At 59.7% G+C, this 14,102-nt stretch carries 16 protein-coding genes; 6 read left to right on the top strand and 10 right to left on the bottom strand.

Going from position 1 to position 14,102, the window contains the following annotated elements; all coding sequences use genetic code 11:
* Window positions 1–12: 12 nt before the first annotated feature.
* The 7 genes from flgG to flgF form a co-directional block, all read right to left on the bottom strand.
* Window positions 13–801: a flagellar basal-body rod protein FlgG gene (gene flgG, locus AB8B29_RS01085; RefSeq protein ID WP_037203253.1), complete on the bottom strand. Its 789-nt coding sequence runs from the start codon at window positions 799–801 to the stop codon at window positions 13–15.
* A gap of 96 nt (window positions 802–897) precedes the next feature.
* The gene (locus AB8B29_RS01080) at window positions 898–1,248 is read right to left on the bottom strand and encodes a flagellar hook-basal body complex protein FliE (protein ID WP_037203251.1); all 351 of its coding nucleotides are present in this window, start codon (window positions 1,246–1,248) and stop codon (window positions 898–900) included.
* A complete protein-coding gene (gene flgC, locus AB8B29_RS01075) occupies window positions 1,248–1,664 on the bottom strand; it encodes a flagellar basal body rod protein FlgC (RefSeq protein ID WP_037203249.1) in 417 nt (138 codons plus the stop codon). Before flgC ends, AB8B29_RS01080 begins: the two co-directional genes overlap by 1 nt.
* A 16-nt stretch (window positions 1,665–1,680) precedes the next feature.
* Window positions 1,681–2,073: a flagellar basal body rod protein FlgB gene (gene flgB / locus AB8B29_RS01070; RefSeq protein WP_037203248.1), complete on the bottom strand. Its 393-nt coding sequence runs from the start codon at window positions 2,071–2,073 to the stop codon at window positions 1,681–1,683.
* Window positions 2,074–2,189: 116 nt separating this feature from the next.
* On the bottom strand, window positions 2,190–2,735 hold the full coding sequence (locus AB8B29_RS01065) for a flagellar protein (protein ID WP_092575058.1): 546 nt from the start codon (window positions 2,733–2,735) through the stop codon (window positions 2,190–2,192).
* A 100-nt stretch (window positions 2,736–2,835) separates the two neighbouring features.
* Window positions 2,836–4,224, bottom strand: a complete 1,389-nt coding sequence (fliI, locus tag AB8B29_RS01060) for a flagellar protein export ATPase FliI (protein ID WP_037203246.1) — start codon at window positions 4,222–4,224, stop codon at window positions 2,836–2,838.
* Between the two features lie 12 nt (window positions 4,225–4,236).
* Window positions 4,237–4,971 carry a flagellar basal-body rod protein FlgF gene (flgF, locus tag AB8B29_RS01055; RefSeq protein WP_037203244.1) on the bottom strand — a complete coding sequence of 245 codons (735 nt, stop codon included), beginning with the start codon at window positions 4,969–4,971 and terminating at the stop codon, window positions 4,237–4,239.
* A gap of 223 nt (window positions 4,972–5,194) precedes the next feature.
* On the opposite strand from flgF, the gene motA reads away from it, so the two are divergent.
* From motA to AB8B29_RS01025, 6 genes are all read left to right on the top strand, one after another.
* Window positions 5,195–6,067 carry a flagellar motor stator protein MotA gene (gene motA / locus AB8B29_RS01050; RefSeq protein WP_037203242.1) on the top strand — a complete coding sequence of 291 codons (873 nt, stop codon included), beginning with the start codon at window positions 5,195–5,197 and terminating at the stop codon, window positions 6,065–6,067.
* Window positions 6,067–7,017 carry a FliM/FliN family flagellar motor switch protein gene (locus AB8B29_RS01045; protein ID WP_167669587.1) on the top strand — a complete coding sequence of 317 codons (951 nt, stop codon included), beginning with the start codon at window positions 6,067–6,069 and terminating at the stop codon, window positions 7,015–7,017. Before motA ends, AB8B29_RS01045 begins: the two co-directional genes overlap by 1 nt.
* Before the next feature lie 63 nt (window positions 7,018–7,080).
* A complete protein-coding gene (gene fliN / locus AB8B29_RS01040; RefSeq protein ID WP_092575060.1) occupies window positions 7,081–7,611 on the top strand; it encodes a flagellar motor switch protein FliN in 531 nt (176 codons plus the stop codon).
* A gap of 49 nt (window positions 7,612–7,660) precedes the next feature.
* Window positions 7,661–8,704, top strand: coding sequence for a flagellar motor switch protein FliG (gene fliG / locus AB8B29_RS01035; protein WP_037203338.1), 1,044 nt, complete (start codon window positions 7,661–7,663; stop codon window positions 8,702–8,704).
* Window positions 8,705–8,798: 94 nt separating this feature from the next.
* A complete protein-coding gene (gene flhB / locus AB8B29_RS01030; protein ID WP_037203238.1) occupies window positions 8,799–9,878 on the top strand; it encodes a flagellar biosynthesis protein FlhB in 1,080 nt (359 codons plus the stop codon).
* Window positions 9,879–9,883: 5 nt separating this feature from the next.
* The gene (locus tag AB8B29_RS01025) at window positions 9,884–10,324 is read left to right on the top strand and encodes a hypothetical protein (protein WP_047555998.1); all 441 of its coding nucleotides are present in this window, start codon (window positions 9,884–9,886) and stop codon (window positions 10,322–10,324) included.
* Window positions 10,325–10,389: 65 nt separating this feature from the next.
* On the opposite strand, the gene visR is transcribed toward AB8B29_RS01025, so the two are convergent.
* The 3 genes from visR to fliF form a co-directional block, all read right to left on the bottom strand.
* The gene (gene visR, locus AB8B29_RS01020; RefSeq protein WP_037203235.1) at window positions 10,390–11,136 is read right to left on the bottom strand and encodes a transcriptional regulator VisR; all 747 of its coding nucleotides are present in this window, start codon (window positions 11,134–11,136) and stop codon (window positions 10,390–10,392) included.
* Window positions 11,137–11,147: 11 nt separating this feature from the next.
* On the bottom strand, window positions 11,148–11,885 hold the full coding sequence (gene visN / locus AB8B29_RS01015; RefSeq protein ID WP_037203234.1) for a transcriptional regulator VisN: 738 nt from the start codon (window positions 11,883–11,885) through the stop codon (window positions 11,148–11,150).
* A 526-nt stretch (window positions 11,886–12,411) separates the two neighbouring features.
* The gene (gene fliF / locus AB8B29_RS01010) at window positions 12,412–14,091 is read right to left on the bottom strand and encodes a flagellar basal-body MS-ring/collar protein FliF (RefSeq protein WP_037203232.1); all 1,680 of its coding nucleotides are present in this window, start codon (window positions 14,089–14,091) and stop codon (window positions 12,412–12,414) included.
* Between the last annotated feature and the right edge of the window lie 11 nt (window positions 14,092–14,102).

Raw genomic sequence — 14,102 nt, 5'->3', positions numbered from 1 at the left:
CCGTCCTTCCCGCTACTTCAGGTTCTTGCTGACGATCTGCGCCATGTCGTCAGCCGTCGTGATGACCTTGGAATTCATCTCATAGGCGCGCTGTGCCGTGATCAGATCGGTGATTTCCTTGACCGGATCGACATTCGACGATTCCAGATAACCCTGCTTCAGGTATGCGAAACCGTTCTCGTTCGGATCGGAGACGACCGGATTGCCGGAGGCGGGCGTCTGTGTGAAAAGGTTGCTGCCCATCGGCTGCAGGCCGGCTTCGTTGACGAAGTTGGCGATCTGCAACTGGCCGAGAACGGTCGGCGTCGTCGCCGTGCCGATGGTGGCTGCGATCTGGCCGGCCGAGCTGATGGTAATGTTGCTGGCATTGTTCGGGATCGTGATGCCGGGCTCGAGCACGTTGCCGTCGGGCGTGACGATCTGGCCGGTGTCGCTCTTGTTGAACGATCCGGCGCGGGTATAGGCCGTCGTGCCATCCGGCATCTGAATCTGGAACCAGCCGCGGCCGACGAGCGCGACGTCGAGATCGTTCTGCGTCTGCGACAGTTCGCCCTGGATCTGGATGTTGCGCACAGCCACGGTCTGCACGCCGAGACCGATGTTGGCGCCTTCGGGAACCACGGCCTGGTTCGGCCGGTTGGCGATGCCCTTGGCGCGCTCGGTCTGATAGAGAAGGTCGGAGAATTCGGCGCGCGAACGCTTGTAACCCGTCGTATTGATGTTCGCGATGTTGTTCGCGATCACTTCCAGGTTGGTCTGCTGGGCGTCCATGCCCGTCGCGGCAATTGCGAGCGCTCTCATGCTTTCGTCCTTCGAGGTGGGGCGGGGCCTTCGAAACCGCGGCGCGGCCTGCGAATAATTCCCGCCAAATCAGTTAATTAGAGCGGTAACACCGCTCTAGATCTGCATTTTCGTAACGTCGAGAAAGGCTGACACGAGCTTGTCACGCAGTGCAATCGCGGTCTGCAACGTCTGGTCCGCCTGCATGACCTTGTCGACGACTTCGCGTGTGCTCATCTGGCCCTTCATGCCGGCAAAGGAAGCATTTTCAGCTTCCTTCAGCGTGTTGACGGAGTCCTTCGCGACATTCGACATGACCGAAGCGAAGCTCATTCCGGCCGTGGTTCCCATCGCGACGGCCGGCGATGAGCCAAGCACTCCGGATGCGGCGGAGGTCAGGTCCGTGGCAATGCTGCCAAGGCCGCGGGTGGCTGAGAGAGAGGCGACATTCTTGATTGAATCGATCATTATTGGTTCTTCAACAGGTCAATAGTGGAAGAGATGAGATCGCGGGCCTGCCTGACCGTCTGCAGGTTGGCCTCATAGGAGCGGTTGGCTTCCCGCATATCGGCCATCTCGACGAGGACGTTGACATTAGGCATCTTGACGTAGCCCTTCTGGTCCGCTGCCGGATTGTCCGGATCGTATTCCTCGACGAACTTGCCAGTGTCTTCGCCCAGCTTCTTGACGCCGACCGTCGTCAACCCGTTGGCACGGTCCAGCTCGGCGCCGAAAGTCACGGTCTTGCGCCGGTAGGGATCGGCGCCGGGTGTATCGCCCGTCGAGCGGGCGTTGGCGATATTTTCGGAAACGACACGCAAACGGGTCGATTGGGCCTCCAGGCCGGAGCCTGCAATCTTCAATGCGGCTGATAAGGGGTCCATGACATCTTCACTTCATCTATTGTTTTACGGTCATCAACATCATGCGATGAAAGGAGCTCACGAGCGCGGTGTTCAAGCTGTATTGCCGCTTGATATCGCCGGCTTTGGAGAGTTCGTCTTCCAGGCCGACGGTATTACCCGACTCCTGGACGCCTATTTCCTGGCTGAGCGACGCTTCTTCGACGTTGACGTCGCCGCTCGCGCTGAATTCATTGCCCGAAAGATGTGCAGGATTGGTTTTCACCATGCCGACGTTCTGGTTGTCCAGAACGGCCTGGAACGGCGTAACGTCCTTGGCGCGATATTTCGGGGTATTGGCATTGGCGATATTGCCGGCAACAACTTCCTGACGCGCCTGGAGCCACTCGGCTTGCCGCGAGGCCAGGTCAAAGAGCTGAATGGGTTGCATGGCTTCTCTCCGTTCTTACACTATCACCCTAGCGGCATAATCTTGCGTGGGACTTGCGGGAAATGCGTTCCTGCAAACTCTTCGAAACGCCTGAAACGCAGGCGATTCCGGGCTTTTCAATTGTGGCCGTAAACATCACCCGTCGAGGTGACGATCACCCACTTTCCATCGCGCTGCTCGATGGTGGCCAGACGGCTGTTGTCGGGCAGAATCGATCCGACGCGCACGACGTACATGCCCGTGTCATCCTCGATCAAAGCGCGGCCGTTTGCGACGTGCAGCAGATGGAACGGGGACTTGCCGGGGAGCGGCTGGTCCTCGGCGGGCTGTCCCTTATCGTCCTCGCGCCCGACATTGCTGACAGTCGCGGTCGTCAAGGGATCGGGAATGAGGTCCTTCGGGCCGTTTGGGTTCTTGTTGACCATGGCAAGCGGCGACACGCTGACGATCTCACGGCCCGGCCAGTTCGGCAAATCGCGCGAGCGGTCGCCTTCGGCCACGTGGATGCCGAACTTGTCCGGGTTCAGGAAGACGTACCAGGGGAAAAAGGCTGACGCGCCGGCAAGCGCCAGGCCCGCGCAGACCAAGGCCCTGTCCGTGACAGTTCGCTTCTTCGCCGGCTTCAGCGGAGCGACCGGTTCGTCTGCATCGGATTCTCTCACGTTTGGTCCCTCTTTCGGCACGAAGTTAGGAAATGTCGGCTAGCTGAGAACAGGATCTTTGAATTCAAAGGGATGGATGAGGTGATGCATCTTGCCACCGCTATCTTCCCTTGGCCGGAACCATTCCGGCCGAGGCATTCTTCAAAGCGGTCGCAAGGTCGGTAAACGCGTCGGCCGACGGCCGCTCGCCAGGGGTCTGCTTCAGTATCTCGTAGATGATCGGAACCTGGCGGACGGCGATATCGAGATCCGCGTCAGCCCCTTGGCGATACCCGCCGATGAGGCGCAGGTCCCGGGTTTCTTCATAGCGATGCACAAGCGCCTTCAGACGCGAAACCAATTTTTCCTGATCCGGTGTCCAGGCCTTGCGCGCCAGACGCGAGATCGACGCCAGCGGATCGATCGGTGGATAGCGGCCTTCCTCGGCAAGGCTGCGCTGCAGGACGATATGGCCGTCGAGAATACCGCGGGTGGAATCGGCGATCGGATCGTTGTGGTTATCGCCGTCGACGAGGATGGAAATGATGGCGGTGATCGTGCCGGTGCCCTCCGGTCCTGGGCCGGCGCGCTCCAGAAGACGCGGCAGTTCGGTGAAGACCGAGGCCGGATATCCGCGCGCGATCGGCGGTTCGCCCGACGCGGTCGCAACCTCGCGAATGGCATGGGCGAAGCGGGTGACGCTGTCGACGATCAACAGCACGTTATCGCCCTGATCGCGGAAATGTTCGGCGATGGTCATCGCCGACAGCGGCGCCATCTTGCGCAGCATCGGGCTCTCATCGCTGGTCGCAACGACGGCCACCGATTTCTGCATATCCGTGCCGAGCGTGTCCTCGATGAATTCGCGCACTTCGCGGCCGCGTTCGCCGACCAGTGCGATCACGACCTTGTCGAAGGCGTCGGCTCTGGCCAGCATCGACAGCAGCGTCGACTTGCCGACGCCGGAGCCGGCAAAGATGCCGAGGCGCTGGCCGAGGCACAGCGGCGAAAAGATATCGATGGCGCGCACGCCCGTCTTGAAGCCGGTATCGACGCGCTTGCGCGTCATCGAGGGCGGCGCGGTGTTGGAGATGGCGCGCGATTCCAGCCCCATCGCCAGCGGTCCCAGCCCGTCGATCGGTTCACCCAGCGAATTGATCGTGCGACCGCACCAGCCGTCGCTCGGCGCGATGCGGAAGGCGCCCTTGCGGATGATGGTATCCTGAATGCCGATCGGTTCTCCCGGCTCGATCGGACAGACATAGGTCAGCTCGGGTTCGACGCGGACGACCTCGCCGAGATGGACGCCCGTTTGCGAACGATGCGCGACGAAATCGCCGAGACGCACCTGTCTGGAGAGACCGGCAACCGTGTAATGCCCGGCGGCGATCGTCCGCACGTGGCCGCCATGGGCCACGGCATTTTCCGCCACCGCATACTGGCCCGCCAGGACAGCCATGTGCGAAAGCTTCGGCGACAATGCACCATCCGGCAACCGATCCTCGAACATGATCCGCCCTCTTTACTGGCTGCCGCCGAGGGTCTTGATCGCGTCCGTGAGCGTGCCCTCACTGCTGCTCGTCAGCGTGCTGATACTGTCGAAGGCGCGATTGACCTCGATCAGCTGGGTCATTTCCCGCATGCCGTTGACGTTGGAGTTTTCGAGGTAACCCTGGGCGACGCCGACATTCGAGCGGTCGACAACCGGCTGGGGCGTGTCCGTCGGCAGAATGCCGCTGTTCTCGTAGCGCAGGAAGCCCTTGCCGACATCCGCATCATAGAGACCGATCTGGCCCATGCGCTTGCCGTTCTGCGAGACGGTACCATCCGACGAAACGGTCGGCGCGCCGCCCGCCGGGTCGAGCTGGATTGGTCCGCCGCCGGGATCGACCACCGGAAAGCCCCGCACGGACACCAGAGCACCGCTGTCGGTCATGGTGAAACGGCCGTCGCGCGTCAACACCAGACCCGCCGGTGTGTTGAGGCCGAACCAGGCGTCGCCCTTGACGGCGAAGTCGAATAGATTGCCGGTGTTCTGCAATTCGCCATTGTCGGTCGAGAGATAGTCGTTGCCTTGCGACACGAAGGCGACTTTGGCGTTCAGCTTGTTTTGGGTATTGCTGAGGACTTGATCGAACTTGACCTCGGTGCCCCGGAAGCCCGTCGTATTCACGTTTGCCAAGTTGTCGGCGATCGTGGTCAGACGCCGCTCAAGCGCCATCTGGGACGACAGCGCCACATAGATACCAGACTGCATTTTCAACGCCCTCCGGACATTGGAGAATAACGGGAAAGGAAACGCCGAACGGCGCTCCTACATTTCGTTAGCGGGGCATGGATGCCCTTGCACGTTACTCTGCCTGCACTGGCTTGTGCGAAGCTGACAAGGCAAAAGGCGGTCGCGCAACACGACGAACAGCCTCACGCAAGGCAGGTCTCCTAGTTCATCGTATGAAGCAACGTTCAGGTGTGGACCGACGATGAACATTATTATCGGATTTGTAGTGACCTGCGGCTGCATCATAGGCAGCTTCATGGCCATGGGCGGAGACGTAGGCGCGCTATTCCAGCCCTTCGAATTTGTCATTATCGCAGGCGCCGGTCTCGGCGGCTTCATCATGGCCAATCCAATGAAGGTCGTGAAGGACTCGGGCAAGGCACTGCTGGAAGCGTTCCGGCATGCAGTTCCGAAGGAGCGCGACTATCTCGACACGCTCGGCGTGCTCTACGCCCTGATGCGGGACTTGCGCACCAAGTCGCGCAACGAAATCGAAGCCCATATCGACAACCCCGATGAATCGGTGATCTTCAAGGCGGCGCCGACCGTGCTGAAGAACAAGGATCTGACGGCCTTCATCTGCGATTATGTTCGTCTCATCATCATAGGCAACGCCCGCTCCCACGAGATCGAGGCGCTGATGGATGAAGAACTCGACACCATGCAGCACGATAAGATGAAGCCCTATCATTCGATCACGATCATGGGCGATTCCTTCCCCGCCATCGGTATCGTCGCCGCCGTTCTCGGCGTCATCAAGGCTATGAGCCACATCAACGAATCACCCGAAGTGCTCGGCCATCTCATCGGCTCGGCGCTGGTCGGCACCTTCCTCGGTATCATCCTGTCCTACTCAGTCTGCGCGCCGCTGGTCTCGCAGATCAAGGTCGTGCGCAACAAGCAGCATCGTCTCTACGTCATCGTGAAGCAGACGCTGCTGGCCTATATGAACGGCTCCGTACCGCAGGTGGCGCTTGAATATGGTCGCAAGACCATCTCCTCCTATGAGCGTCCTTCCATCGACGCCGTCGAGCAGGAAATGATGAACCCCGGCGGTGAGAGCAAGGCGGCCTGATGACCATGAGCCAGCAATCCGCACACAAGATGCAGACGATGGATCGAATCCTCTACGCCAAGCTCACGGGCAGCCTTGGCGATGAGGCGGCGCTTACAAAGCTCGGCACGGCGTTCGGACAGGTCTATGCTGAATTTCTGCCCGATATGATCAAGAGCGAAACCGGTCTCGACATAGGGATCGCCTATGCCAGCTGTCAGCCGGGTCTTATGAACGATCTGGTTGCCGGACTTGGCGGCAGCTACGCCCTGGTAAACGGTTCGCTGCGCAACTGGGCGCCGAAATTCGTGCTCGGCTGCGGCGCCGGCTTTATCATGACGCTTATGGAACATATGCTGGGAGCTCGTCTGGAGGACATGGAAGCCGCCGTTCCCCGGCCGCTTTCGGTGATCGAACTCGATCTTTCCGTCATGGTGTTCGACAAGATCGCCAATGTGTTGCGTTCGGCCGTCAATGCGACCGGCGGCTTCGAGCCCTATCTGGACCCGCCCCACAATGTCGAAGATCGTCCGGCACCGGTCAGCGGCGAAAAGGATGAATTCGCCGCGGCGATCACGATGACGGTTTCGCTCGGCAAGTCGCTTTCCCAGGTCGTCATCATCGTGCCCCAGCGCGAACTGTTGCGGACCGTCGTCAGTGCACCGCGGCCGAAGAACACGACGGCAGCCTCCGAGACATGGTCGGAACAGCTCGGCGAGCAGGTGCGCCGCTCGCAGGTGACGCTGGATGCGCGCATCCGGCTGCAATCCCTGACGCTCGATACGATTTCCAGGCTCGCCGTCGGCGATGTCATTCCATTCATGGATGCGGGCGACGTGCGGGTCGAGGTCAGCGCCAACAGCAAGGATCTCTACATCTGCGAATTCGGACGCTCTGGCGAAAACTATACGGTGCGCGTCAAGGACAATGTGAATTCCGATGACGAGCTTCTTCGGCACCTGATGAATTGACCGGCTGGCGGTGCCCGCCACCCACGGCAGCTTGAGGCAAGTTTCAACTGGAATAGTGATTTCATGGCTACGAAGACGATACAGCAAAGCAGCGAGGAATCGCTCGAAGTTTCAAGCAGCGACGCCGCGTTGGACGAGGCCATCGATGGCCTGCGCGGCGTCCTGAAAAAGGGCAATGAAGGCGGCATGCCGGATCTCGATGCCGATGCATTCGGCGCGGAACCAAGCACCGGCCTTTCGACATTCGGCGATTTTGGCGACGACAACTCCGGCTCGGCCTTCGGCGACAGCGACTTCGGTGGCCCATCCTCCGAGCCTGTCCCGCCGGGTAGCGCTCTTGCCGCCAATCTCGACCTGATCATGGATATCCCGATCGACGTCCAGATCGTTCTCGGTAATTGCCGGATGCAGGTCTCCGGCCTGATGAACCTGACCGAAGGTGCCATTATCGCACTCGACAAGAAGATCGGCGAGCCGGTCGAAATTACCGTAAACGGCCGCAAGATCGGCCGGGGCGAAATTACCGTTCTGGAACATGACGACACCAGGTTCGGTATCAAGCTCATTGAAATATACAATACGAAAAAAAGCTGAACCCGGCTCAGGATGAGCCCACTCCCCGTGCGGGATGGAGACGAAGACCATGATGGACTTTGACGATTTCAGCGGCGCGCTTGCCGAGAAACCGTTATCTCAGACTGAAAAAGCGGCGGCCGTCCTTCTTGCCATGGGAAAGCAGGTGGCGGGACGGCTGCTCAAGTATTTTACCCAGAATGAACTGCAGCTCATCATCGCCTCGGCACAATCGCTGAGGCTCATTCCACCGGATGAATTGGCGCTACTCGTGGCGGAATTCGAGGACCTCTTCACGGAGGGCGCCGGCCTGATGGACAACGCCAAGGCCATCGAGAGCATTCTCGAGGAAGGCCTGACGCCGGACGAGGTAGACAGCCTGCTCGGCAGGCGTACCGCCTTCCAGGCTTACGAAACCTCGATATGGGACCGTCTCGGCGAGGCCGATCCGGTTTTCGTCGCGAAGTTCCTCCTGCGCGAGCATCCGCAAACCGTCGCCTATGTGCTGTCGATGATGCCGTCGGCCTTCGGCGCGAAGGTATTGCTGCAGCTTCCGGAAGCGCAGCGCCCAGACATCATGAACCGTACTGTCAACCTGAAGGAAGTCAGTCCGAAGGCGGCGCAGATCATCGAGAACCGCGTTCTCGGGCTGATGGCGGAGATCGATGCCGAACGCAACGCTTCCGGCTCGACCAAGGTCGCGGATCTGATGAACGAACTCGACAAGCCGGTGGTCGATACCCTGCTCAACTCGCTGGAATCGATCAACAAGGAATCGGTCGAGAAGGTCCGTCCGAAGATCTTCCTGTTCGACGATCTCATCCGCATGCCGCAGCCGAGCCGCGTGTTGCTGCTCAACGACATCGCCGCCGACATTCTCACCATGGCGCTCCGGGGTTCGAACAACGAAATCCGCGAGATCGTGCTTTCCTCGATCAGCCCGCGCCAACGGCGCATGATCGAATCCGATCTGCAGATGGGCAATACCGGCATCAACCCACGCGAAATCGCCATCGCGAGACGCGCTATCGCGCAGGAGGCCATCCGGCTCGCCAATTCCGGCCAGATCGAGCTCAAGTCCAAGGAAAATACGCCTGTGGAAGAAGCAGCGTAATCTCCGCACGACTCACCTAATTCGTCTTAGTATGTTCAAGCTCAGGGCCGCGTGTGATGCGCGGCCTCTTTCCGTTTCATGAAGGACGGCTGTTTTGGCTGACGAAGACAAGGACAGTAAAACAGAAAAGCCGACGGAGAAAAAACTCCGCGACACGGTGGAGAAGGGCAACGTTCCCCACTCCAGGGACGCAACCATCTTTGCTTCCATGCTCGCGACCATCATCTACGTCACCTTCTTCCTGCCGGAGCGCATGGGCCGCATGGGCGAAGTCCTGCGCGACCTCTTCGAAAAGCCGGATCAATGGCAACTTGAAACAGGCCCCGACGCCATGTTGCTGTTTACCCGCCTGGGCTGGGAAGTCGGCAATCTGGTGCTGCCGGCCGTCGTGTTGTTCTTCGCCTTCGGCATCGGCTCCTCGATGTTCCAGAATCTGCCGACGCCGGTTCTCGACCGCATCCAGCCGCAATTTTCCCGAATATCGCCCGTCTCCGGATGGAAGCGGATCTTCAGCACATCCGGCCTGGTGGAATTCGGAAAATCTCTCGCCAAGATCGTGGTGGTCGGCATCATCATGTTTTTCGTGCTGCGAAGCCAGTTCTTCCACGCGATGGACTCCATGTCTTCCGACCCGCAGACAATCTTCGTGCGCCTGTCGACGATCGTTCAGCGGATTCTGGTCATCGTGCTCATGGCGACGGCGGTCGTCGGTATCGCCGACGTGTTGTGGAGCCGATATCACTGGTTCGATCAGCTGAAAATGACCAAGCAGGAGATCAAGGACGAGCACAAGCAATCCCAGGGCGACCCGATCGTCAAATCGCGCCAGCGCTCGATCGCGCGAGACCGCGCCCGGCGCCGCATGATGAAGCAAGTGCCGCGCGCGACCCTCGTCATCGCCAACCCGACGCACTTTGCCGTGGCGCTGCGCTATGTGCGCGAAGAGAATGACGCGCCCGTCGTCGTCGCGAAGGGGCAGGACCTTATCGCCTTGAAAATCAGAGAGATAGCAGAGGCCAACAATATTCCCGTTTTCGAAGACGTGCCCCTCGCACGCTCCATGTTTGCGCAAGTCTCGGTTGATAGCGTCATCCCGTCAGTATTTTACAAAGCTGTCGCCGAGCTCATCCATAGGATCTACGCCGCGCAGACGAATAGAAAACGGGTACGATAAACCAAATGAAAAAATGCCCCTACTCTGCCCAACGTGAACAAATACTTGCCGAAGCCATCAGCCCGGTCGCGAGCGAGCTGCGCCTCCTCGACGCCGCCGACCTGATATCGCTGCTGCGTTTCGAACGATATGGTAATATTGCTGACCTCGTTGCCTCGGCGGCCGAGCTCTATTTCCTCCCCGGCACAGTCAATTTCGGACTTGGCGGCGATTACAAGCTCGATTGGGGCGGCCCGGCGGAGGTCACGATCGACCTCGAAATCAAGCCGCACGGCGTCACCATCTATGCGAAACTGGCGCTGGCCGAGCATCATGCCGGCATCGAGATCAATCACATCGCCTTTGACAGGGCGTCGACCGATCCGGACGAGAATACGGCGCTGCTCGCACGTAGTCTCATGGATGCCCGCTACGTAATCCATGGCGAGATTGCTCGCGCGAGCTGAGCTGCTTCCAAATCTTGCAATTTATGTGATAAGGGCTATCCGCCGCGGCGCGGCGGCTCAGCCTATCAGCTTATATAACCGAAGCGGATCGCCTTCGCGATCGCCTGGATGCGGTTCACGCTGTCAAGCTTTATCGTGGCCGAGCCGAGATAGGCGTTGACGGTGTGTACCGACAATCCGAGCTTCTCGGCAATTTCCTCGCTGATGCGGCCGTCGCCGGCGAGCTGCAGACAGACGATCTCACGCTCGCTGAGTGCTTCGGCGGCCTGCGAGCGGCGTTCATCAAGCGACAGGAGCTCCATCATGAGCTGGCAGCAGCGGCCGTGCAGCTCCACGATCATGTCGCTCGCCAGATCCATGAATTTCGCAGTGAAGACGACATAGCCGTTCCCCACGCTACCCAGCCGTACGGGAAAGGCAACGCCGGCAAATGGCACGAGATGCGGTTTCAGGCGCTGCGTGAACGAGGCGAAGTCCAGCGTCTCGGCGGTGCTGTCGCTATCGCGGCCGTTCCACATGAGAGGAAGCATCGATTTCTCGATATGCTCGATCAGCGCATCGCTATAGGCGTCGACGAAAGCCTTGCCGACGACGGAGTTCGCTGAGCCCCAATTGTCGAGCTCGCATACCAGGCGCTGCTTGTGCGGCAGGCCGGAGCCGTGGAGACGATAAACCGCAAAATGCTGCGCATCGATCAACTTCAGCATCGAGACGAGCTTCGGAAAAAGATCGGAGCGGCCAGAAATCCTGCCCGAGCGGGTAAGCCGTGTTTCTGCCGGCGTACCCGTCGTCCTGTCTGGCTGATATCGCATTCACTATGCCTTCAAACGAGATTGTTTCGGACGGCGAAGGCAATTGCCTCCGATCTGGTCTTGGTCGCGGTCTTACGCATGACACTGGTGATGTAATTGTTGATGGTATTGCGCGATATTCCAAGGATCATGGCAATCTCGTCGCTCGTCTTTCCCTCGGCGATCCAGAACAGACATTCCAGCTCACGTTCAGTCAGATCGAAATCGCGCTCCGACCTGACTTCGACGCAACGCGTGAAGCTGGCGAGATAACCCGACAATAGACCGACATCGCGGAGCCGTTCGAGCAAGAACGGCACGGAGTCGCGGGTCAACAGCAGCAAGGAGAAGCGCGTTCGGCCGACGTTGAAAGTCATAGCATAATATTGGCGACCGACGCCTTCCGGCAGCTCGACATCGTCGGGCAAGACAGCCGCACTCGGCTGGAACAGCGCCATGCATTTTTCCAACTCGCCGGTGCGGCCATAGCCGCTCGTCAACTCCGGTGCAAGGCGCCTGACAAGATCGAAAGGCCAATCGCAGGCCACGACGAAATCGAGACCGTTCTCCTGTATGAGATCGCACCGCGCCAGAAGATAATGAGAGGCGCCGGCATAGCTCGCCAGCGCGCGCAGGCCGGCCTGCAGATAGGATGGGCCGGCAATGGCGCTCAGCTGCAGAATGAGCTGCTCGCGCGACATGGCGCCGATGGATGCCGCTGATCGCGCATCCCTGTCGCCCTTGCTCGCCTGCGATATCTGCATATCCATTCTTGCATTTCCTGCCGCTGCTGGACGATCGGCCGTCAAACGAGAGCATTGTTCCGTCAGCGCCCAGCGCATTGCCAAGAAAGCCGCTTTCGGTTCTCGGCAAGGCATTCGCGCCGATTCATTCTCTTCCGCGACTAAAATACATCCCGGCGCGGGCGGGGCAGATGAGCGCACTCACTACTGAATTCCATGTCGGCAATCGCATTGGCATCAATCGCCGCATACACAACCATCGAACCATGAATTGATTTTTCCGCGTTCCCGGACTCTGCAAACTCTTCGAACCTGCGAAACACGGAAATCGAGGGCCGAATCGCGCTGCTTAAACAACCATTGCGGAAAGGCATATCAGTTGTAAGTCGATTCTTTCTACCCAGCAACGGCATTTCCAGTGAAATTCCATCTTACGCACACGTCAAATTACCCAGTTGAATCAGAGAGGCCCCGGGACGGCAAGGGCAAGGGAAGAGCGGCATTTCAAGTACCCTCAAATGAGAAAGGACCGGGATCTCTCCCGGTCCTTTCGTCAGGCTGCCTGGTCGACGGCCCATTTTCTGAGGATCTTCGCGGCTCGTTCCTCGCTGATCTCCACCATCCGCGAGAGGCGGCGTTCAGGCCCTTCCTTGACGCGGCGGTTGAAGGTGCCGCCATCGTCGCCCATCGTCAGCAAATCGTCGGTGCTGTCGAAGCCGAAATCCGAGCCGAAGCCGTCCATCAGGGCGGCGCCGGGTCCCTCGACCGCGGGAGCGAAGTCCGGTAGTTCCAGGCCCGCTGCTTCCGGCAGAGCCGTGCCGCTGCCCGCGCCAGCGCCGAGCGAGCGGATCAGTGGGCGGAAGCCGACCCAGACGATCAGGAAGGCAACCGCGACGAAGGCGAGCGAGTTGATGATGCCGGCCATGTTACGGCCCAGCATATCCGTGACGCTGAAGCTGGAGGAATTGTCGTCGAGCAACTGATTGTCGAGGAAGTCCATCGCATTGACGGTGACGATGTCGCCACGGCTCGGATCGACGCCGGCCGCAGTCGCCACGATCTTCTGCATCTCGGCGATATAGGCGTCGATTTTCGCCTGATCCGCGCCCTGGCCGACCATCTGCGCGACGCGGCCCCTGTTGACGACCACGGCGACGGACAGCTTCTCGATCTTGTAGCTGTTGCGTGTCGTCGCCGTCGTCTTGCTGTTGATTTCGTAGTTGGTCTGTTCTTCGCGCTTGTCGGACTGATCGTTCGAGGTCGGCGTGTTGCCGCCGGATTGCGGGGCCGCCTGCGGAATATTCTGCTGGACGGTTGCCGCGCTGTCGGGCTGGCTCTGCTGCGACTTCTGCGCTTCCTTCACCGTGCGGACGGAGCGCTCGACCTTCGATTCCGGATCGAAGGTGGTTTCCTGCACCTGCTGGCTGTCGGTATTGAGCTGCGCCGTTACGCTGGAGCGGAAGTTGTCCATGCCGAGGAAGGGTGCGAGCGCCTTGTCGATATTCGACTCAACTTCGCCCTGCACATTCTGCACGATGCCGAGATTGCGGCTGAGCGCACCGTTGCTGGGATCGTCGCCGGAGGCAAGCAACTGGCCGGTCGAATCGAGAATCGTGACGTCATCGACCTCAAGACCCGGAACGGCGGACGCGACGAGATGCCGGATAGCCGGCGCCGACTTGCGCGCCGCTTCCGCACTGGCGCGGATCATGACCGAGGCAGTCGGCTTCTGATCCGCCTTTCGGAAGTTGCCGACATCCTGCATGACAATGTGCACGCGCGCCGCGCTGATGCCGGCGATGGAGGTGATCGTGCGGCTGATTTCTCCTTCGAGCGCACGAACGCGGGTGACTTCCTGCATGAATGAGGTCAGGCCGAGCGAACCGACATTGTCGAACAGCTCATAGCCGGCATTGCCGCTATTCGGCAGACCACGCTCGGCGAGAAGAGCGCGGGCTTTGCCGGTCATGCCGGTCGGCACAGTCAGGCTGGTACCATCCGTACCGACCTGAAAGTTGATCTTTGCTTCGGCAAGCGCGATGCTGATCTGATTGAGATCAGTGGCATCCAGGCCGACATAAAGCGTCTCCTGGGTGGGCTTATTGACGTAAAGGGCGGCAAGAAGGACCAGCACAATGGAAGCTGCGCCCACGCCGCCCATGATCAGCAGGCGTGTTCTCCCGAGATTCTGGAGATTCCGGAACAAGGGAACTAATTGATTTAACAGATTCATTCTGTTCTCGC

The sequence above is a fragment of the Rhizobium sp. 11_C7_N12_5 genome, assembly GCF_051811145.1.
Taxonomy (GTDB): Bacteria; Pseudomonadota; Alphaproteobacteria; order Rhizobiales; family Rhizobiaceae; genus Rhizobium; species Rhizobium lusitanum.
The sequence above is the reverse complement of the archived record's forward strand: the minus strand, read 5'-3'. Positions and strand labels throughout refer to the sequence as shown.

Coding starts and splice junctions, on each gene's coding strand:
- visN (WP_037203234.1), bottom strand. CDS start 11,885: ATGGATATGCAGATATCGCAGGCGAGCAAGGGCGACAGGGATGCGCGA.
- flgB (WP_037203248.1), bottom strand. CDS start 2,073: ATGCAACCCATTCAGCTCTTTGACCTGGCCTCGCGGCAAGCCGAGTGG.
- visR (WP_037203235.1), bottom strand. CDS start 11,136: ATGCGATATCAGCCAGACAGGACGACGGGTACGCCGGCAGAAACACGG.
- flgF (WP_037203244.1), bottom strand. CDS start 4,971: ATGCAGTCTGGTATCTATGTGGCGCTGTCGTCCCAGATGGCGCTTGAG.
- fliF (WP_037203232.1), bottom strand. CDS start 14,091: ATGAATCTGTTAAATCAATTAGTTCCCTTGTTCCGGAATCTCCAGAAT.
- fliG (WP_037203338.1), top strand. CDS start 7,661: ATGATGGACTTTGACGATTTCAGCGGCGCGCTTGCCGAGAAACCGTTA.
- AB8B29_RS01025 (WP_047555998.1), top strand. CDS start 9,884: ATGAAAAAATGCCCCTACTCTGCCCAACGTGAACAAATACTTGCCGAA.
- fliN (WP_092575060.1), top strand. CDS start 7,081: ATGGCTACGAAGACGATACAGCAAAGCAGCGAGGAATCGCTCGAAGTT.
- AB8B29_RS01045 (WP_167669587.1), top strand. CDS start 6,067: ATGACCATGAGCCAGCAATCCGCACACAAGATGCAGACGATGGATCGA.
- flgC (WP_037203249.1), bottom strand. CDS start 1,664: ATGGACCCCTTATCAGCCGCATTGAAGATTGCAGGCTCCGGCCTGGAG.
- motA (WP_037203242.1), top strand. CDS start 5,195: ATGAACATTATTATCGGATTTGTAGTGACCTGCGGCTGCATCATAGGC.
- AB8B29_RS01080 (WP_037203251.1), bottom strand. CDS start 1,248: ATGATCGATTCAATCAAGAATGTCGCCTCTCTCTCAGCCACCCGCGGC.
- flgG (WP_037203253.1), bottom strand. CDS start 801: ATGAGAGCGCTCGCAATTGCCGCGACGGGCATGGACGCCCAGCAGACC.
- fliI (WP_037203246.1), bottom strand. CDS start 4,224: ATGTTCGAGGATCGGTTGCCGGATGGTGCATTGTCGCCGAAGCTTTCG.